Annotated in this window: 16 protein-coding genes and 1 pseudogene; 4 read left to right on the top strand and 13 right to left on the bottom strand. The window is 33.0% G+C overall.

Annotation, left to right across the window (positions count from 1 at the left end; all coding sequences use genetic code 11):
* Positions 1-343: 343 nt before the first annotated feature.
* From EV143_RS14100 to gcvT, 4 genes are all read right to left on the bottom strand, one after another.
* On the bottom strand, positions 344-538 hold the full coding sequence (locus EV143_RS14100; RefSeq protein WP_133508584.1) for a hypothetical protein: 195 nt from the start codon (positions 536-538) through the stop codon (positions 344-346).
* 180 nt (positions 539-718) lie between these two features.
* Complete coding sequence (locus tag EV143_RS14095) at positions 719-1432, bottom strand: YebC/PmpR family DNA-binding transcriptional regulator (RefSeq protein WP_007811539.1); 714 nt, start codon at positions 1430-1432, stop codon at positions 719-721.
* A gap of 244 nt (positions 1433-1676) precedes the next feature.
* Positions 1677-3707, bottom strand: coding sequence for a S41 family peptidase (locus EV143_RS14090; RefSeq protein ID WP_133508583.1), 2031 nt, complete (start codon positions 3705-3707; stop codon positions 1677-1679).
* A gap of 202 nt (positions 3708-3909) precedes the next feature.
* Complete coding sequence (gene gcvT / locus EV143_RS14085) at positions 3910-4992, bottom strand: glycine cleavage system aminomethyltransferase GcvT (RefSeq protein ID WP_133508582.1); 1083 nt, start codon at positions 4990-4992, stop codon at positions 3910-3912.
* A 393-nt stretch (positions 4993-5385) separates the two neighbouring features.
* Between gcvT and EV143_RS14080 the strand changes: the two genes are divergently transcribed.
* From EV143_RS14080 to EV143_RS14070, 3 genes are all read left to right on the top strand, one after another.
* Positions 5386-6243: an NAD(P)H-hydrate dehydratase gene (locus tag EV143_RS14080; protein ID WP_133508581.1), complete on the top strand. Its 858-nt coding sequence runs from the start codon at positions 5386-5388 to the stop codon at positions 6241-6243.
* Positions 6244-6337: 94 nt separating this feature from the next.
* Positions 6338-7120 carry a HipA family kinase gene (locus tag EV143_RS14075; RefSeq protein WP_133508580.1) on the top strand — a complete coding sequence of 261 codons (783 nt, stop codon included), beginning with the start codon at positions 6338-6340 and terminating at the stop codon, positions 7118-7120.
* Positions 7110-7493 carry a DUF3037 domain-containing protein gene (locus tag EV143_RS14070; protein ID WP_133508579.1) on the top strand — a complete coding sequence of 128 codons (384 nt, stop codon included), beginning with the start codon at positions 7110-7112 and terminating at the stop codon, positions 7491-7493. The genes EV143_RS14075 and EV143_RS14070 overlap by 11 nt, the downstream gene beginning before the upstream one ends.
* Before the next feature lie 302 nt (positions 7494-7795).
* Here EV143_RS14070 and EV143_RS14065 read toward each other — a convergent pair.
* The 9 genes and pseudogenes from EV143_RS14065 to thrA all read right to left on the bottom strand — a co-directional run.
* A pseudogene (locus EV143_RS14065) lies at positions 7796-8167 on the bottom strand (pectate lyase family protein); the annotation flags it as partial.
* 360 nt (positions 8168-8527) lie between these two features.
* The gene (locus EV143_RS14055) at positions 8528-9034 is read right to left on the bottom strand and encodes a HutD family protein (RefSeq protein ID WP_262710981.1); all 507 of its coding nucleotides are present in this window, start codon (positions 9032-9034) and stop codon (positions 8528-8530) included.
* Between the two features lie 173 nt (positions 9035-9207).
* Complete coding sequence (locus EV143_RS14050; protein WP_133508577.1) at positions 9208-9714, bottom strand: GNAT family N-acetyltransferase; 507 nt, start codon at positions 9712-9714, stop codon at positions 9208-9210.
* Positions 9715-10003: 289 nt separating this feature from the next.
* Entirely contained in the window at positions 10004-10375 is a 372-nt protein-coding gene (locus tag EV143_RS14045; protein ID WP_133508576.1) for a hypothetical protein, read from the bottom strand.
* A 98-nt stretch (positions 10376-10473) separates the two neighbouring features.
* Entirely contained in the window at positions 10474-11145 is a 672-nt protein-coding gene (locus tag EV143_RS14040; RefSeq protein ID WP_133508575.1) for a hypothetical protein, read from the bottom strand.
* A gap of 237 nt (positions 11146-11382) precedes the next feature.
* Positions 11383-12999, bottom strand: a complete 1617-nt coding sequence (locus EV143_RS14035; RefSeq protein WP_133508574.1) for an ankyrin repeat domain-containing protein — start codon at positions 12997-12999, stop codon at positions 11383-11385.
* A 138-nt stretch (positions 13000-13137) separates the two neighbouring features.
* Positions 13138-14427 carry a threonine synthase gene (gene thrC / locus EV143_RS14030; RefSeq protein WP_133508573.1) on the bottom strand — a complete coding sequence of 430 codons (1290 nt, stop codon included), beginning with the start codon at positions 14425-14427 and terminating at the stop codon, positions 13138-13140.
* 94 nt (positions 14428-14521) lie between these two features.
* Positions 14522-15439: a homoserine kinase gene (locus EV143_RS14025; RefSeq protein WP_133508572.1), complete on the bottom strand. Its 918-nt coding sequence runs from the start codon at positions 15437-15439 to the stop codon at positions 14522-14524.
* 155 nt (positions 15440-15594) lie between these two features.
* Positions 15595-18042, bottom strand: a complete 2448-nt coding sequence (gene thrA / locus EV143_RS14020) for a bifunctional aspartate kinase/homoserine dehydrogenase I (protein ID WP_133508571.1) — start codon at positions 18040-18042, stop codon at positions 15595-15597.
* A gap of 620 nt (positions 18043-18662) precedes the next feature.
* On the opposite strand from thrA, the gene hutH reads away from it, so the two are divergent.
* Positions 18663-20177: a histidine ammonia-lyase gene (gene hutH / locus EV143_RS14015; protein WP_133508570.1), complete on the top strand. Its 1515-nt coding sequence runs from the start codon at positions 18663-18665 to the stop codon at positions 20175-20177.
* The last annotated feature ends 20 nt before the right edge of the window (positions 20178-20197 follow it).

Raw genomic sequence — 20197 nt, 5'->3', positions numbered from 1 at the left:
CATTTAAATTTTTAACGACTTAATGAGCCAAATATATTATATAATTTTTAACAGGAAAAGAATTGTTTATAAAATAAAATTATATCTTTCCTTTTAAATTTTATATAATTTACAGTTGTGTCATTAAATGTTAAAATGATTAATTTGGACAAACATAGACATTCCAAACATTTATTTTTTACGGGATTCCACATTATAACAAAAAAAACTCCAGATTTCTCTGAAGTTGATATTTTTTAATTACGTAGAGACGATTGACAGTAGGTACTACTTATTGAGGATAATAATTAATTAAGTTTTTTGTAAAAAAAAAAGCCTTCTGAATTCAGAAGGCTTTCTTGGATTAGTGTTTTTTCTGCTGTCCTGGAGCATAGGCTTTTGCACTTTTGCTTCCAGACATTTTTTTGGCTTGTCCTGGTGGAACTTTACCACTACCACCGCTACTGTGAACATGTGTACTACAGCTTATAGCGCTAACGACCACAAATAAGATTACCATAATGATTACGGCTACTTTTGTGTATTTGGATGTTTTCATAAATTAGTTTTTATTTTTTTCTTTGGAATTTACAAATATAAAGCATAAAACGAATTTACAAGGTCTGCAGGGCTATTTAGAGTATATATAAACAATGAAAAACATGAAATTTCTAAATGTAAAAAGCCTTCCGAAAAATTAATTTCGGAAGGCTTTTTACATTTAAATTTTAAAGAAAGATTACTCTTCTTTCATAGTATGATAAACGTTCATTACATCATCATCTTCTTCAATTTTTTCAATTAGTTTTTCAACGTCAGCAATTTGAGCTTCGGTAAGTTCTTTTGTGATTTGTGGAATACGCTCAAAACCAGAAGATAAAATTTCTAAGCCTCTGTTTTCTAATTCTTTTTGCAAAGCTCCAAAACTTCCAAAAGGAGCGTAGATTAAGATTCCGTCTTCGTCTTCAAAAACCTCTTCAGCACCAAAATCAATTAATTCTAATTCTAATTCTTCCGGATCAAGATTTCCTTTTGCAATTCTAAAATTACAAGTATGGTCAAACATGAATTCTACAGAACCCTGAGTTCCCATAGTTCCGTTGCATTTATTAAAATAACTACGAATATTAGCTACGGTTCTGTTATTATTGTCAGATGCTGTTTCAATTAAAATGGCAATTCCGTGAGGAGCATATCCTTCAAACAAAATCTCTTTATAGTTGGCAGTATCTTTATTACTTGCATTTTTGATAGCGCGCTCCACATTGTCCTTAGGCATGTTGGCCGCTTTAGCATTTTGTATTACAGCTCTTAATCTAGAATTGGCATCTGGGTTAGGGCCACCTTCTTTAACAGCCATAACAATGTCTTTACCAATTCTGGTAAATGTTTTAGCCATTGCTGACCAACGTTTCATTTTTCTTCCTTTTCTAAATTCGAACGCTCTTCCCATTACTAGTTTTTTATTTTGAGATGCAAAAATACGGTTATTCCTTATTTTTACAAACTCAATTGTATTCTTTTTTAAATTATGTTTTCGTGTCTAATTTAACCGCAGAATTCACAAAGTTATTACGATTTTTCAAAGTCTTTGACTTTGAAAAATCTAAAATCTAAAATCTAAAATCTAAAATCTAAAATCTAAAATCTAAAATCTAAAATCTAAAATCTAAAATCTAAAATCTAAAATCTAAAATCTACTTCGAAGCATTAAATTCAGTAATAATATTGACCGCTTCGTTTAAGTACGGATTGGTTTTCAGATTATCAATTTGATACTGATTTATCGTTTTCTCTGTTGGATAAACACCCAACAAAAATTGATTTACGGTAGAATTATACACATCCAATGGATTATTATCATCATTAAAAGTATTTATTTCTGTCCAAATAGAATTTACAGTCTTTTTTTGATCAAAAACAGCATCAAGAGTCATTGGAATCTCGGCCTTTGGAACATTTACCATCTGATCAATTTTTGCATTAATTTTTTTGAGATCATTAAAATAATAATTATCAGCCAATCGCAATGTACTGTTTCTGGCGATTTTATCAATCAGATTACGTTTTACGTAAGTTTTATATTTGAGAAATGGTGCGATACTGTCGTTTTTTATGGCAGTAGGAAAATCACTTTCTTTCTGATAAATATCTTCATAGAATTCCGGAAGCACAACATCGGGCTTGACCCCAATATATTGATGGCTTTTTCCTGTAACTCTGTAAAATTTATTAATCGTTATTTTTAGAAAATCTGTATTTTTTGTCTCGTCGAGTGAAACAATCGTTTGCATTGTTGCTTTACCAAGCGTATTGCTTCCTAATAATAAGGCACGATTATAATCCTGCAATATCGAAGAAAAAAACTCGCTTGCAGAAGCTGTATTACTGTTTATTAAAATTACAATGGGGCCTTTATAAATAACTCCTCTATACGGATCATTAATAACTGATTCCTCATGTTTGCTATCAATAACAATAGATATCGGACCATAATCAACAAACATTCCGGCTAATTTAATCGCTTCTTCCATAGAACCTCCACCGTTATCAATCAAATCGATAACCAAGCCTTTTATATGATCTCTTTCCAATTTTATTACTTCTCGTGCGACATCATCAGCACAACCTTTTCGACTATTTCCGTCTAAATCAGCATAAAAACTCGGAATTTTGATGTACCCAATTTTACTATCCTTACCAATTATAAAACTGAAAACCGAATTGTCTTCATCTTTCATAACTTGTTTTTCGATGTAGACTTCAAAGTTTTTACCTGAATTTCGTTTCAATGTCAGGATAATACTTTTATTAGATTCTGATAAAATCATGGTTGAAATCGATTCTAAAGAGGAACAAGAAACCTGAAGTGTTTCTTTTTTATTGGATACAGAAAGAATCTGATCGCCTTTTTTTATTTGTCCCGTTTGATAAGCCGGACCATTAGGATCTATTTCATCGATTATTATTTCGTTTTTCTCATTCAAATTTACCGTCATTCCTAAAGACAAATGCTCTTTAGACAATGAAGCAACAAAACTAGATTTAGAATCATCGCTAAAATAAGCTGTATGCGGATCAAAATAAGTACAGAAGAAATTATAAAGTTTTTCTTCCTGTTTAATATTGGTTTCGAGAAGCGTACTAATTCTGCAAATTTCATTAGATAAAATTATCTTTTTAGATGCAATTTCTAATGATTTAAAATTGGTTTTCAACGAATCCAGATTATCGCTAGATTCAGCAATATCATCTAAAATCTGATAGCGTAATTTTTTAATCCAGACTTTTTCAATGTTTTCTTTTTTAAGATAAAAAGCAAAAGATTTTTTATAAAAACGAATTGTATCTTTTGTAGAATAATCGATATTTCCTGCTTGTATTTTCTCTAAAACTGTTTTAGTTCTATCAAGTCCGGTTTTATATTTGCTGGTGATATCTCCCAAAAAACTACAATCGTTTTTCAGAATTAAATCATCTAAATTTAAGCGGTATTTCTTAGCTAATTCGTCGTATTCAGTCTGAAAAAATATATTTCTCGAAGGATCCAATTCATTAATTAAATTATCAAAAACAAAAACAGATAAGCTATCATCTACTGGTTTCGGGCGAATATGTTCCGTTTGTATAAGTACATTTATTTTGTTTAGTATTTCGCATGTTGGGTCACTATTTTGACTAAATAGAACGCTGGAAGTTAACATCAATACTAATACTATTTTTTTCATAAAATCGAAACAATTCATTTAGACTAAAATTACGTTTTATTTTTTGATAAAAAGTTACATTTTTTCTAAAATTTCTTACATCAAATCGGTTTTATTTAACCAAACAAAAGCAATAAAGATGACTTGAATTCTTTCACTCTTAAGCAAAAAAAAGCATCACTTTTAAGTGATGCTTTTTGTAAATGTATATATGTTCTAAAAATTATTTCTTGTAAAATGGCAATTTTACCACTTTAGCAGGAACATCATTTTTTCTAATTCTAATAAAAATATCACTGTCAACAGCACTATTGTTCACAGTAACATATCCTAAACCAATACCTTTATTCATAGAAGGCGACATTGTTCCAGAAGTTACAATACCAATTACAGCACCTTCAGCATCAACAATTTCATAATCATGTCTTGGTACTGCACGTTCCTGCATTTCAAAAGCCACTAATTTTTTTGTAACACCGGCTTCTTTCTGTTTTTTCAAACTTTCAGAATTAGTAAAATCTTTATTGAATTTTGTGATCCAGCCCAAACCTGCTTCAAGCGGAGAAGTGGTATCATTAATATCATTTCCGTACAAACAAAATCCCATTTCTAAACGTAAAGTATCGCGAGCCGCAAGTCCAATTGGTTTAATACCAAAAGCTGCTCCAGCTTCAAAAACCTTGTTCCAAACCTGTTCTGCTTCACTGTTTTTACAATAAATTTCAAAACCTCCAGAACCTGTGTAGCCTGTAGCAGAAATAATTACATGCTCAATTCCTGCAAAATCAGCAACTTCAAAATGATAATAAGGTATTGCAGATAAATCGATAGAAGACAAAGCCTGCATAGCCTCAACCGCTTTTGGACCCTGAATTGCCAATAACGAATAATCATCAGAAAGATTTTTCATTTCAACACCCAAATCATTGTGCGAAGAAATCCAGTTCCAGTCTTTTTCAATATTCGAAGCATTTACAACCAGTAAATATTGTTCCTCTTTTATTTTATAAATAATCAAATCATCTACAATTCCGCCCTCATTATTCGGTAAACAAGAATATTGCGCTCTTCCAATTGTCAAAGTCGAAGCATCATTCGAAGTCACTTTCTGAATCAAAGCCAAAGCATTTGGTCCGGTAAGTAAAAATTCACCCATATGCGAAACGTCAAAAACGCCCATACTGTTACGAACCGTTTCGTGTTCAGCATTCACGCCCTCATAAGTAATAGGCATATTATAACCGGCAAACGGAAGCATTTTTGCTCCCAAACTCTCATGTATGTGCGTAAGCGCTGTATTTTTCATTGTATTGATTTATAAATTGTGTCGCAAATTTATTCAAAAAATATCGAAAATTAATAGTATAAATTATAAAATTCGCAATAATCAGGAGCAATTTCCTGCTATCCGCTATATCTTTTTGTTTTTAAAGAAAAAACAAAAAGGATACCGCTGCTATCAGGGCTAGGAATTTACGATAAAAAGAAACACTTTCTTCTTCAGTTTTTTATGTAACTTTAATAATCTAATTTTTTATGTTGCTAAAATAAAAATAAAACGAGCAGGTTTCAGCGAATTAAAAATCTGTTTTTATCCGAGTTTTTACGCAGTAAATCCGTTTAATCAGCGTTCTAAATAACATCAACCTGACTCCAAAAGTGATTAAAAATTAAAATAAGATAATACAAAATTAGCCAAATGAAAGACCCATTTCTAATCACTAAAGAAGATATTCTAAAATTCTATAAACCCGTAAATCCTTCTACACATAAAGGACTTCAGGGACACGCGGTAATTATTGCCGGAAGTTACGGTAAAATTGGAGCAGCAGTTTTGGCATCAAAATCCTGCTTAAAATCAGGCTGCGGACTTGTAACTACTTTTACACCAAAATGTGGTTACCAAATACTTCAAATCTCCATTCCAGAAGTTATGGTTGTCACCGATGAAAATGCTAATTTTATTACCAATATTCATCTTCCAATAATTCCGCAAGCAATCGGAATTGGTCCGGGAATAGGGCAGGAGTTAGGTACCCAAAAAGCCTTGTTTGAGTTTTTAAGAATCAATACAATACCATTAGTTCTAGATGCCGATGCGCTGAATATTTTAGCCGAAAACAAATCCTGGTTGGAGTTAGTTCCTGAAAACACCATTCTGACACCGCATCCAAAAGAACTCGAACGCTTAATTAGCAAATGGAATTCAGAATCTGAGAAGTTTCAAAAAACAATCGCCTTCTCTGAAAAATACAAAGTAATTATCGTCATGAAAGGTGCGCCAACATACGTCATTCATAGAAGCAAAATCTACGAAAACACAACTGGAAATGCCGCCTTAGCCACAGCAGGAAGTGGAGACGTTTTAACCGGAATCATAACAAGTTTGCTGGCTCAAAGCTACGAACCTATTTATGCCGCAAAACTCGGTGTTTTCCTTCACGGTTTAACAGCGGATATTGCTTTGCCGGAAACAGGTTATCAATCTTTTATTGCTTCGGATATTATTGAGAATTTGGGAAAAGCATTTTTGTCTTTAGACAGCTTAGAATATTAGACTTCTTAGATTATAATTAAAATCTAAATTTTTTAAAATCCAATAATCTAAGAAGTCTAAAAATCTAACAATCTAAATTAGTAAGTTTGTATATATGGAAAACAATTTCGATCTCAGAACGGTAAATGTTACGCGTTATATCACGCCTTTACGTGAAGGCGGTTCTTTACCCGCTTTGGCAGAAGCCGATGACGATTTTAAATACGTCTTAAAATTTAAAGGAGCCGGTCATGGTGTAAAAGCGCTGATTGCCGAATTAGTTGGCGGACAAATAGCTAAAGCTTTAAAATTGCAGCTTCCGGAATTGGTTTTCGCCAATTTAGACGAAGCTTTTGGAAGAACCGAAGCCGACGAAGAAATTCAGGATTTACTGCAAGGAAGCCAGGGATTAAATCTGGCACTTCATTTTTTGTCAGGCGCCATTACGTTTGATCCTGTCGTAACAACCGTTGATGCTAAATTAGCTTCGCAAATTGTCTGGTTAGACGCTTATATCACCAATGTAGACCGAACATTCAAAAACACCAATATGTTGATCTGGCATAAAGAATTATGGCTGATTGATCATGGCGCATGTTTGTATTTTCATCATTCCTGGAACAATTGGGAGCAACATGCCAAAAGTCCGTTTGCATTGATAAAAGATCACGTTTTATTGCCTCAGGCATCACTTTTAAAAGAAGTTGATTCCGAATTTAAAGCACTTTTAACCAACGAAATTCTCGAAGAAATTGTAAACACAATTCCACAAGAATGGCTAGAATGGGAAGATACTGATGAAACGCCAGAAGCTTTGCGAAACGTATATTTACAGTTTTTGCAAACCCGATTAAATAATTCCGAAATCTTTGTAAATCAAGCTCAAAATGCAAGATAGTCACTTATATGAGTATGCAGTAATTCGTGTGGTACCAAGAGTGGAGCGCGAAGAATTCCTGAATATCGGAATCATTTTATTTTGTAAAAAGGCCAAATTTATAAAAGTATTGTCTCACATTGACGATGCTAAAGTCGAAGCACTTTCTAACGATTTTGATATCGAGCAATTGCATTGCAATGTAACAGCGCTTAAAAAAATTGCAAGCGGAGATAAAGATGGCGGACCAATTGGCGAAATGGATATTCCGTCTCGTTTTCGTTGGCTTACAGCAATTCGTAGCTCAGCCATTCAAACCTCAAGACCACATCCGGGTTTATGTGAAGATTTAGAAAAAACGATTCAAAGGTTGTTTGAAGAATTAGTTCTTTAGAGAGGTTTAGAGGTTCAGAGCAACAAAGGTTCAAAGGTTTTTTGTAGAGACTGACAGCAGTGCGTCTACTATTTAGTTTTATAAAAAATCTGCTAAATCTGCTAAATCTGCGTGAAACAAAAACTTAGCGAACCTTGCGTGAGCCTTTGCGTACTTAGCGATTAAAATTCAAAATAAAACCACGAACTACATTACTGTAATCGTGGTTTAAAACTAAACTAACTAACTAACTAACTAACTCACTTTAATACTATAGTTTCAAAAAACAGGTAAATTGAAATTATACTACTAATTTTTATTCATTAAAATGAACCGCAAGTGTTTCCTGTAAATGTTGCACCAGCTCCGGCAGTAACATCTGCTTTTACTGCAGAAGCAGCAAGTTTAACGATGGTATAAGGTGGAGTGAAAGCAGTTTTACTTCCCAATTGATTTCCGGATGTATTAACAAATAAATTATCAACAGCAGTAACAGCCGTATAACCAGTCATTAAATCGATCGGAGTTTTTACACCATCAAAAGAGTTTCTTTCTACTAAAATATTAGCTTCAAAACCAGCGGCAATACATTTATTACTTACTGTACTATTAAAATAGTTATTGATTAAATGTACTTTTCCAAAACGAACTCTTGGCATTCTTTCTTTACAGCCAGGAGCCCACCAGCAACGACTTTTAGATGTTTTAAACAAAACTTCAAAAGAACGCTATCTCGATTTTAAAGAGCGTTACCCGGAGAAAATGCAAACGATCAACAACAAGAATTTATCGTCGTATTTAGGCGTTTCGCACGAATTTTTGTCAAAGATTAAGAGAATGGTTTAAGGAGGTTCAAAGGTTCAGAGGTTCAAAGCGACAAAGGTTTTCTGTAGAGGCGCACAGCAGTGCGTCTAACATTTCATATTTAAAAAATCTCGCAAAGTCGCGAAGACGCAAAGAAAATAAAACTTTGGTTCTTCGCGACTTTGCCAGTAAATTTCACTCGAATATAAAAAACTTCGTGTCTTTGCGCCTTTGTGGCAAAATATTTAGGATTAAAAATCCAATATTCCTGTGAGACATTCATTAGAAAAATGAAGCATTATATTTTCCTTTTTTAGATTTTCAATGACTAATAAATCATAAGGTTTTAGATCGTACGGCTTCTCATTAATTTTAATAACTGTTGTATCTAGAGAAAATATAATTATTATTTCAGCATTATAATTCTCATTACTCTTCGTTATTTTTAATTTGTGATGACGTATTTTTTCAGAAACCATCCAATTAAAATCAATACCTTTTGTATAAGAAGTTACTTCATCATCCGAATTAAATTCCATGATTTCATATTTCTTATATATTTTTTTTTCTTTGTTTACCTCAATATGCAAGGAGTTATCAGGCATAACCAAGTATCGGAAATAGCCCTTAAATTTGGTAAACTCTGAAGGAATTTCCTCTATTGTAGCACTGCTAATTCTGAATACAAAATTTCTATCGGGATAGCTCGCTGTTCTCGGATATATCATATATTCATATGTCAATCCACCACTCCAAATAGAGGCTATAGTATCTTTTTTAGGTACAAGACTTATGTTTATTTATTGAATATTTTATAAGATTTCAAGTATCTAAGATCCATATTTAATCTTCTTTTAAATGAACTTATATCATTTATATGGTAAAAAAGAAAAAAAACTTTGTGCCTTTGTGCCTTCGTGGCAAAAAAAACTTAAATCTTCTTCTCTAAATATATAAACTCCAAAGGTTCCTCTGAGATATTAATATGAATATCGCTTGCAGGAAAAGGTTCTCTTTCGCCGGTTTCAACATAACCGTGACGTTTGTACCACGCAATAAGTTCTGCACGAACCGAAACAACCGTCATAATAATACTAGACAAACCTAAAGCTTTAGCATAATTTTCAGCTTCAGCCAATAGCTTTTTTCCGATACCGCCATTTTGCAATTCCGGAGAAACGGTTAACATTCCCAAATACAATTGATGTTCTTTCTCAACCAACAAAACTGAACCAATAATCTTGTCATTGGCTGTAAATTTCAGGAATGTATTTTTAGGATCTAAAATAATTTCAGTTAATTCTTCTTCTGTTGTTCTTTTTCCTTCTAATAAATGCGCTTCTGTAGTCCAGCCTTTTTTAGAAGTTTCACCTCGGTATGCTGAGTTTATTAAGGTTGTTAATGCGGGAATGTCTTGTAGGGTTGCTTTTGTAATCATGGTATGCGATGCTCGAATTTTATTTTTAATTTGAAGTGCCTCCTGCTTTAGCTGGAGGTACAAAATTATGATATTTGAGGTTGGCTTTAGCCAAAATTAATAAATTTTGCTAAAGCCTATTTGAGCTTTTATTTATTAACCTCCAGCTAAAGCGGGAGGCTATTGAAAATTCAATTATTATAAATAGTTGGTTTGATTGCTAGCGCGAGCGTCTCGCTCGTGCTCGTTCCAATTGAAACTTGCTTGTATTTGCGTTCACGAGCGGGACGCTCGCGCTAGCGGGTAAATGTTAAATTTTATTTCCATTTTCATCGTATCCAGAAGGATAAACACCATACCGGCTTTTGAATTCTTCTAACGTGGCAGGTTCTCCCATGTTGCCATGAAAATCATGAGGAATTAAATTTTCGTACCATATTCTCCATTTTTCGTCCTCTTGTTCCCTTTCTTCTTTTGTCATAGCATTTAATCGTTCCTGTTCTTTTCGATCGATTAATTCACCTCGTCTTTGATGAACTTGAAATAATTGTGAATCGGTCAATTTCTTGTAACACTCACGCCATTCTGTGGATGTTGGTGTTTCACCCAGCATTTCGGCTAAAACTTCTAATTGTTCATCACTTAAACGCTCTGTTAATTCTTCTGGTTTAATTCTTTTCATAGAATTTTAATTTTATTCACATACTAACACAAGTCTCTTGCTTGTATCTACTTTGTGTTCACGAGCGAGACGCTCGCGATAGCGGCGGAGTTTAATTGCTATTTTTTGTATAATTTATAAAAGGCTTCAGAAGTGTTCATAACAAATTCTACATGAGCATCGTAGCTATTTTGATTAGAAAAATCAGAAATTAATGTTTGTGTTTTGTATGGATGAATAATTGATCCCGGAATTCTATTATATATGTTATTCAATTCCTCTACCAAAGTTTCAGATAAAGTTTTTTCCTTCGAAATAAGAATATAAAAATAAAAGGAGTTTACAGTAAGAACTCTAATTATGAAATTTTCATTTTTAATTCCTACGTCTACAATACCACATCTCATAGATGTAGGATATACTTTTATACCTTTTGTGATCCAGGGAGTAATTATGTCTAATAGTATAATTACATTTCCCCAAGTTTCATTGCCATGAAGAATGAAATGCTTAAAATTTTCAAAAAAGTTATCTTCACTATTGATTGTTCTCGAAGAATTAAAAATGATTTTTAATAAACTTCTTAGAAGTAAATCGTAATCATATTCAAAAATAAACTGTTTCTTTTCTTCATGAAATTTTTTAAAATATTTATCATAAAGAGAGCAAAAATAAGAATCGAGTTTTGAGAGTTTTTCGTTATTGCATTTTGAACAAACGTCAGAAATTACAAGTTCCGATGTAACAAATTTATCTTGGCTACCAATGTATCTAAATGTTAGGTTTGGCATTCTTGTAATTAAACATTTAGGCCAAATATGTTCCTTCGTAAGTTTGGTTTTTATATCACAATATGCACATTTTTTCATTAAAAAAAAGTTGATTAAATTACAGATAATATTCAGTCACATAAATTGTTAACGCGAAAGTCCTGTTCGTGCTCGTTTCAGTATTCACATTAGCCAATTTTTACGTTCACGAGCGGGACTCTCGCGCCAGCAGGAGGGTAGGAAATCGGTAATAGAACTTTATAGCTGAATTAATTTTAATTCGTTATCTGTATAAATTATTAAATTCTCTTTACTCTCATCAACATATAAATCTTTTATTTCGCTTACTAAGCCTAATTGAATCTCTTGAAGTATTTTCTTTTCTTGTTTATCAATAAATAATATCGTCTTTCCTATTCCAATAAGGATAACCTTTTCATCTTTAAAAGCCAAATAACTCAATTGATGTCTTGATTTGTATTTGGAAATATCCATTTCCCAAATTTTAGTAATAGTGTCATCTTTAAATAAGTAGTATTCTAGTTCATTTGGAAATGATACAGCAAATTCATTACCATTGAATGCAAATCCGCTAGAAGTGTTATTCCATTCTTTAAAGAAGCAATGAATAAATTGAACACTCAAATTTTCTTTGAGATGATATAAATTAAAATAGGTCTCTTGGTCATAGCTATTAAAAGCAATCAAGTTATTATGATTTATTTTTGGACTAAGAGTGCCATCTTGAGCTTCAGTTCTACTAATTATTTCAAAATTCTCAGAGAGTAGGATTATTTCCCAATTTTGAGAACTTCCAATGTATAAATTTCTAGATTGAATATAAGTGATTTGATCTAGAACTAGATTTTCTGGTAATGTTATCGTTTTTGTGTGGTTAAAAGATTCTTCCTCAATAATTAATAATTTATTGTCTCCTGTTGGAATTACAATATTCCCTTTATAGTCGAAAGTAAAATTTCTAATTGTAGGTAAATCAATATTTATAATTTTATTGACTATAATTTCATTCCCATATTTTGAATACTTTACTAAGTTAGAATTTTTAGTTAGAACTATAAATGTTGATAACTTAATAGGATTTTCTTTTAAGAAAAATATTCTGTTATAATGATAATTTTCTGTTGAAAGTGATGTTACTTTGTTTGAAATTATTTCAGAATAATATTTTTCAAAATGATTTAAAATGTTCTTACAATTTCCCTGTTTTGCTAGATAGTATGGCGTTCTATTACTGCTGTCTTTTTGCCATTGGGAACCATTTTTGTATGCAAAATCAAATACTTCTGGTAAATCCAGCCAAGCTAATTTATGTAGTAGATTGCTTTTATTTTCATCACAGCCATTCAATTCAATTTTATGTTTTAAGTATATTTTAATACATTCAATTGATTTACATTGAAGATATTCAGGTTCATAATTATTAATTTTTGCACCATTATTCAATAATAAATCAACTATTTCACTCTTGTTTTCCTGAGTAGCACAAAAAAGTTCTCTATCATTCATTGTCGCACCCTTTTCAAGAAGATACTTTGCTATTTCATAATTATCAGCCCAACATAATGGAGTTGTATATATTCCACTTCTCTCAGAATTTACATTAGCACCCTTATTCAAAAGATGTTTAACCATTTCGAAATTACCACTCAATGATGCAATATGCAATGGTGTGTCATCCATCCATCCTTTTAGAAATATTTCAGATGGATTATGTTTTAAATGTTTTTTTGCCTCTTCATTTTTATGTTCTCTTATAAGAATAAATATCTCAGGTGTTTGTGTATGATCATTCTGATATATATTTGTTTCAGTTGTTTTCCTAAATTTGTTAACTAATATGTTTAAAAGCCTCATTTCTAATTCTAATTTTAGTCAATATAACTTTGTAAATATAAGATTTGTACTCTTAAAAAATGGTTGTAAAAACAAAAAAACATAGATTAAAATATATTATAATCTATGTTTTTAAAATATTTTTATAAAGATGAGTTCTTATTCTAAGAAACTCTTCAATTCCTCATAACTAGAAATCTTCACGCTAACTTTATCCTCATGCAAAACACTCTCAATTTGTTCCGGAATCGGCAACGTAATTCCCAAAGCAGGTTCAACCACATCAAGAAATTTAATCGGGTGTGCCGTTTCTAAGAAAACGCCAATCGTATTCTCGTGTTTATGTAATTGTTTTTTCAAACCTAAATAACCAACAGCGCCGTGCGGTTCTGCGATATAACCGTTTGTATTGTAAATTTGTTTTAAAGCTTCTAACGTTTCTTCATCGGTAAAACTGTAGGATGAGAAATCTTTTTCGAAAGCCTTTAAATCATTATTGTATAATTCCTGAATTCTAATAAAGTTACTCGGGTTTCCAACATCCATAGCATTAGAGATTGTCGCTTTAGAAGGTTTTGGATCGTATTTTCCGTTTTCTAAAAATCTTGGTACGGTATCGTTTACGTTTGTAGACGCTACAAAATGTTCAATTGGCAAACCTAATTTCTTTGCCATAATTCCGGCACAGATATTTCCGAAATTTCCGCTTGGGCAAGAAAAAACTAAAGGTTTGTTTTGGCTTTTCAACGCTTTATATGCAAAGAAGAAATAAAACATTTGCGGTAACCAGCGCGCAATATTTATAGAATTCGCGGAAGTCAGGTTTTTATGCGCTAAACTTTTATCTAAAAACGCTTTTTTAACCATATCCTGACAATCATCAAAAACGCCGTCAACTTCAAGGGCTTTAATATTTTTCCCTAAAGTGGTTAATTGTTTTTCCTGAATATCACTCACTTTTCCTGACGGATATAAAATGACAACATCGACACCATCAACACCTAAAAATCCGCTGGCAACGGCGCCGCCGGTATCTCCGGAAGTAGCAACCAAAACTGTATTTTTGCTGCCTTTTTTTCCTTTATTAAAATATGCCAGACAACGTGACATAAATCGCGCTCCAACATCTTTAAAAGCCATTGTAGGTCCGTGGAATAATTCTAAAGAATAAATCCCGTTTTCTACTTCTACAACCGGAAAACCAAAACATAAAGTATCGGCAATAATTTCTCTTAAATGATCTTCCGGAATTTCGTCTCCAACAAATTGCTGAATTACATCAAAAGCAATATTCTCATGCGTTAGATTTTCTATAACATTAAAAAACACCGGATTTAATGGCGTAATAGTTGAAGGAAAATATAATCCTTTATCACTCGCTAATCCTTGAATCACGGCTTCTTTAAAAGAAACTTCCGGGGCATTATGGTTTAAACTGTAGTATTTCATTGTTGTTAAGTTCTTAGTTATTAGTGCCTAGTCATTAGTCTTAATCTTTAGCTTTTGCAACTAAGGACTAATTACTAAGAACTGAGTACTCATTTTAAATAATTCTAACGCCATCCGGATTAATTTTAGAAACGTGAATTTCATACGGTAAATTCATTTTTTCGTAAACATCGCTCATGGCTTTGGCGATTTTATCTGCGGTTTCTTTTCCTCTGCTTAAAGCGAAAATTGACGGGCCTGAACCTGAAATTCCGGAACCTAAAGCGCCGTTTTCAAGAGCCGTTTGTTTGATTAAATCAAAACCCGGAATCAAAACGCTTCTTAACGGCTCCACGATTTCGTCATGAAGCGATCTTCCAATCAAATCATAATCTTTTGTGTATAAACCAGCGATTAATCCGCCTACATTTCCCCATTGCATAATGGCGCTTTTTAGGGAAACGGTTTGTTTTAAAACCGAACGCGCATCAGACGTTTTTAACTCAATTTGCGGATGAACCACCGTTGCGAATAATTCTTCGGGACTATCAATTCTTATGATATCCAGCGGGGCATAACTTCTTACCAAAGTAAATCCGCCTAAAAGGGCAGGAGCAACGTTGTCTGCGTGTGCGTTTCCGCTGGCTAATTTTTCGCCCTGCATCGCAAATTGAACTAAATCTTTGCGAGAATATGGTCTTCCTAATAATTCATTAATTCCGAAAACCGCTCCGGCAGAACTTGCAGCACTGCTTCCAATTCCACTACCGGCTTTGATATGTTTGTAGATTTCGATTTCAAATCCAAAATCAACATCAAGGGTTTCCAACATTGCAAGAGCCGCAACTCCCGCAACATTTTTCTCGGTTTCTAAAGGCAAATCGGCACCCTCAATTTTAGTAATACGAACTCCTTTTTGTTCTACTTTCCGAACAATCATTTCATCGCCCGCATTATCTAAGCAAAGTCCAAGGACGTCAAATCCGCATGAGAGGTTTGCGATAGTTGCCGGGCAAAATAGTTTTATTTCCATTTTTTTTTAAAGGTTCTGAGGTTCTGAGTTGCTAAGGCGCTAAGGTTTCTTTGCAACTTCAATTTTTAAGTTTCTAAGGTTCTGAGATTCTAAGGGGCTAAGATTAGTTTTTGAAAAAAAACTCAGAACCTTAGCAACTTAGAACCTTAGTATCTTTAATTATTTCCTATTCGAATTACATCTGCAAAAATTCCTGAGGCGGTAACGGCTGCACCGGCTCCGGCTCCTTTTATCAATAAGGGCTGATCTACGTAACGATCTGTGTAGAAAAGTACGATATTGTCTTTTCCTTCTAAATTGTAAAAAGGATGCTCTTTTGGGATGAATTGAAGACCAACGCTTGCTTTTCCGTTTTCGAATTGCGCTACGTATTTCAATCTTGAATCTTTGGCTAGAGCTTCTTCATAAATATTTTCAAAATGAGAAGCGTGTTTTGTTAAGGATGCAAAAAAGTCTTCATTATTTGTTGTCGCTAAACAATCAGCAGGCAGGAATGATTCATTTTCTATGGCATCAATATCCATTTCGTAACCGCTTTCGCGAATCAGGATCAGGATTTTGCGCGCAACGTCGATACCGCTTAAGTCAATTTTTGGATCCGGTTCTGTGAAACCCTGAACTCCGGCTTCTTTTACAACATCGTGAAAAGAATTATTCTTATCAAAATTATTGAAAATGAAGTTTAAACTTCCGGATAAAACTGCCTGAATTTTATGCACTTTATCGCCAGAAGCGATTAAGTTTTTTACGGTATCTATAATTGGTAATCCTGCACCAACATTGGTTTCAAATAAAAAAGGAGCGTTATATTGACGCGATAAGTTTTTTAATTTTTTGTAATTGTCGTATGCAGATGAACACGCAATTTTGTTACAGGTTACAACCGCAATACTTTGTTTTAAGAAGTTTTCATAGGTTTCAGAAACACTTGCATTTGCTGTAATATCAACAAAAATACTATTACGCAAATTCAGTTCTTTTGCGCGTTCTATAAAAGCTGCTGCGTTTGCAGGTTCACCTTTATCTAAATCGGCTTGCCATTCTTTTAAAGAAATTCCGTCTTCATCAAAAAGCATTTTTCTTGAGTTTGACAATGCAATAACGCGAACATTTATTTTTAGATTTTCTTTTAAAAATTTTCTTTGATTATGAATTTGTTCGATGAATTTTTCACCCACATTTCCAACGCCCATCACAAATAAATTCAGCTGTTTTGTGTTTTCTTCAAAGAAGTTTTCGTGTAGTGTATTCAACGCTTTTTTAACGTCTCTTTCGTTTATTACAGTCGAAATATTTCTTTCAGACGCACCTTGCGCAATAGCTCGAATGTTAACATTGTTTTTTCCTAAAGTACTAAACATTCTTCCGCTTAAACCCTGGTGGTTTTTCATGTTTTCTCCCACCAAAGCAATAATGCAAAGGTCTTTTTCTACAATACAAGGATCGATTTTGTTTTGAAGAATCTCAACTTCAAAGGCTCTGTTAATTGCAGCTTCGGCATTATCAGCATCTGAATTTAAAATTCCAATACAAATAGAATGCTCAGATGAAGCCTGAGTGATAAAAATAACATTAATTTTTTCCTGAGACAATACTTCGAATAAACGTCTTGATGAACCTGCAACTCCAATCATTCCGGAACCTTCAAGTGTTATCAGCGAAATATTATCGATATGGCTAATCCCTTTCACAACCGTGTCTTTTGATGAAACCTGATCTGTAATTAGGGTTCCTTCGGCTTCTGGTTCAAAAGTATTTTTAATTAAAATGGGAATGTTTTTTCTTAAAACGGGCTGAATTGTTGGCGGATACAAAACTTTGGCTCCAAAATGCGACAATTCCATCGCTTCCTGATACGAAATATTTGCAATTGGCTGAGCTTGCTTTACAATTTTTGGGTTGGCAGTAAACATTCCGTTTACGTCAGTCCAGATTTCTAATTGCGATGCATCAAGAGCGCCTGCAATAATAGCTGCAGTATAATCAGAACCGCCACGGCCTAAAGTAGTTGTGATTCCGTCAAGCGTTAAAGCGATAAAACCAGGTAAAATATTAATGTTTGATTCATTTTCAGCAAAATATTCCTGAATCAATTGGTTTGAAATTTCAAAATTTACAACCGCTTTTCCAAAATTACTATTCGTTTTTATTAATTCGCGACTGTCTTTATAAACAACATTTTTATCGATTTGCTGATACGCCTGCGCAATAATGTACGACGAAAGCAATTCTCCAAAACTTAAAATAGTATCTTCAGTTCTTGGGGATAATTCGCCCAATAAAAAACAACCATCTAATAATGTTTCTAAATGATTAATGATTCTTTTTACGTGGCTTAATAAGCTGCTTTGTTCGCTTACAGGAATTAGTTCTTTTAATGTGTCAAGGTGTTTTTTCTCGATTTCAGCAACAATTTCTCTAAAGCTTTCGTCGTTTGCTGCTGCTTTTGCCGCTGCCAATTGCAATAAATCGGTCACTTTGCTAAGTGCAGAAACAACAACTACGAGTTTGTCTTGTTTAGAATTTTGTTTAACAATTTCGAGAACGAGTTTTATATTTTGAGCATTGGCAACCGAAGTTCCGCCAAATTTTAATACTTTCATTTTGATGTTTTTTTTCTTTTTATGCAAATATTTTTATGTATCCAACGCCTTTCTTCTTTTTAGAAAAAAGTATAGATAACAAGGATTATATGTAAAAATGTATACCCCTAAGGGGTAGTAGTTGTTGTAGTAGTAGTTGTTGTAGCAGCAATTGCAACTCTTGTTTGAGTTGTCATTGTAGATTGATATTTTGCGCTGTTACTTTTCATTTTTGATTTTTCAAAAGTACAGATTTTTATAAAAGCTAAAAAATCCTAATTGCCTTTTTACGAATATTTTAATAATTTAAATCTCATCAATTTAATATTGAGGTTTTACCAGATTTAAAACTGTTAAGTTGATGGATTCGTATATTTGGGTTTGTTTTTTTCTTTGATTTCAGAAGTTGATTTTCTGATTTTATTTAAAATTTTAAAAATATAGCGAGTTTAGTCTATATGAATTCTAGGGTTTTCTATTTTTTATTTTCTAACTCATATATAAAGACTCAATTAACGTAATTCTATTTGTAGAATAATTAAAAGAAGAGAATTAGTTTTAGTTAAATTTTAATTATTAGGAATAAATGTTGCTTTTTAATATTGATTTGCTGAATTTTGATGCCTTAAAATACAAACAACATGAGAGAAGTTCATTATATAAGTACTGAAACCTTAAGTTTAGAAGCTTTACAAGAAATAATTGTTAATCAAAAAACTCTTGAATTGTCAGAAGAAGCGAAAGTTAATGTTCAGAAATGCCGTGATTATTTAGATAAAAAAATGGCGACACACTCTGAACCGATTTACGGAATCAATACTGGTTTTGGATCACTTTATAGTGTAAAAATCTCTAATGAAAATTTATCTAAACTTCAGGAAAACCTTGTAAAATCTCATGCTTGCGGAACCGGAGAAGAAGTGCCGACAGAAATTGTAAAATTGATGTTGTTTCTTAAAATTCAGTCTTTAAGCTACGGGCATTCGGGAATTCAGCTGCAAACAGTAAATCGTCTTGTCGATTTTTATAATAATGATATTCTGCCTGTTATTTATACACAGGGTTCACTTGGTGCTTCAGGTGATTTAGCACCTTTGGCTCATTTATCTTTACCATTAATAGGAGAAGGCGAAGTTTATTTTGAAGGTAAAAAAGTGGCTTCTGCCGAAGTTTTAAAACATTTTAACTGGGAGCCAATCGTTTTGCAATCGAAAGAAGGATTAGCATTGTTGAACGGAACTCAATTTATGAGTGCGTACGGAGCTCATATTTTATTGAAAGCCTATAAATATTCGTATTTGGCAGATTTAATCGGAACCATTTCTTTAGAAGGTTTTGATGGAAGAATTGAGCCATTCAATGAATTGATTCATTTTATACGTCCCCACAAAGGGCAAATTATTACGGCACAACGCGTTAATGAATTCTTAGAAGGAAGTGAAATTATTGAACAAGAGAAAAAACACGTTCAGGATCCGTATTCTTTCCGTTGTATGCCGCAAGTTCATGGCGCTTCAAAAGACGCGATTGATTATGTTCGAAAAGTATTTAAAACCGAAATTAATTCGGTAACGGATAATCCAAATATATTTATAGAGAGCGATCAGATTATTTCAGGTGGAAATTTCCACGGTCAGCCTTTGGCACTGGCGCTAGATTTTATGGCAATTGCTTTAGCTGAATTAGGAAGTATTTCTGAAAGGAGAACCTATCAGTTAATTTCAGGATTACGAAATCTTCCGGCATTTTTGGTTGATAATCCGGGATTAAACTCAGGTTTTATGATTCCACAATATACTGCGGCAAGTATTGCGAGTCAAAATAAGCAATTGGCAACTCCTTCAAGTGTTGATAGTATTGTTTCAAGCAATGGTCAGGAAGATCACGTAAGCATGGGAGCGAACGGAGCTACAAAAGCACTTCGTGTTATGGATAATTTAGAGCGTATTCTGGCTATCGAATTAATGAATGCTTCTCAGGCAATTGCTTACAGAGAACCTTTAAAATCAAGTGATTTCATCGAAATGTTTTTGAGCAGTTATAGAGAAGTTGTGCCTTTGGTAAAGGAAGACAGAATCTTACATTACGACATTGAAAAAACCGTTTCTTTCCTGGATAGTTTCCAAATAGAAAACGATTTGTTAACAATGGCTTAACATTGTAAATTAATATTGAA

This window comes from Flavobacterium chryseum, assembly GCF_004362015.1.
In the GTDB taxonomy this organism is placed as follows: domain Bacteria; phylum Bacteroidota; class Bacteroidia; order Flavobacteriales; family Flavobacteriaceae; genus Flavobacterium.
This window is presented reverse-complemented; position numbering and strand designations above follow the sequence as displayed.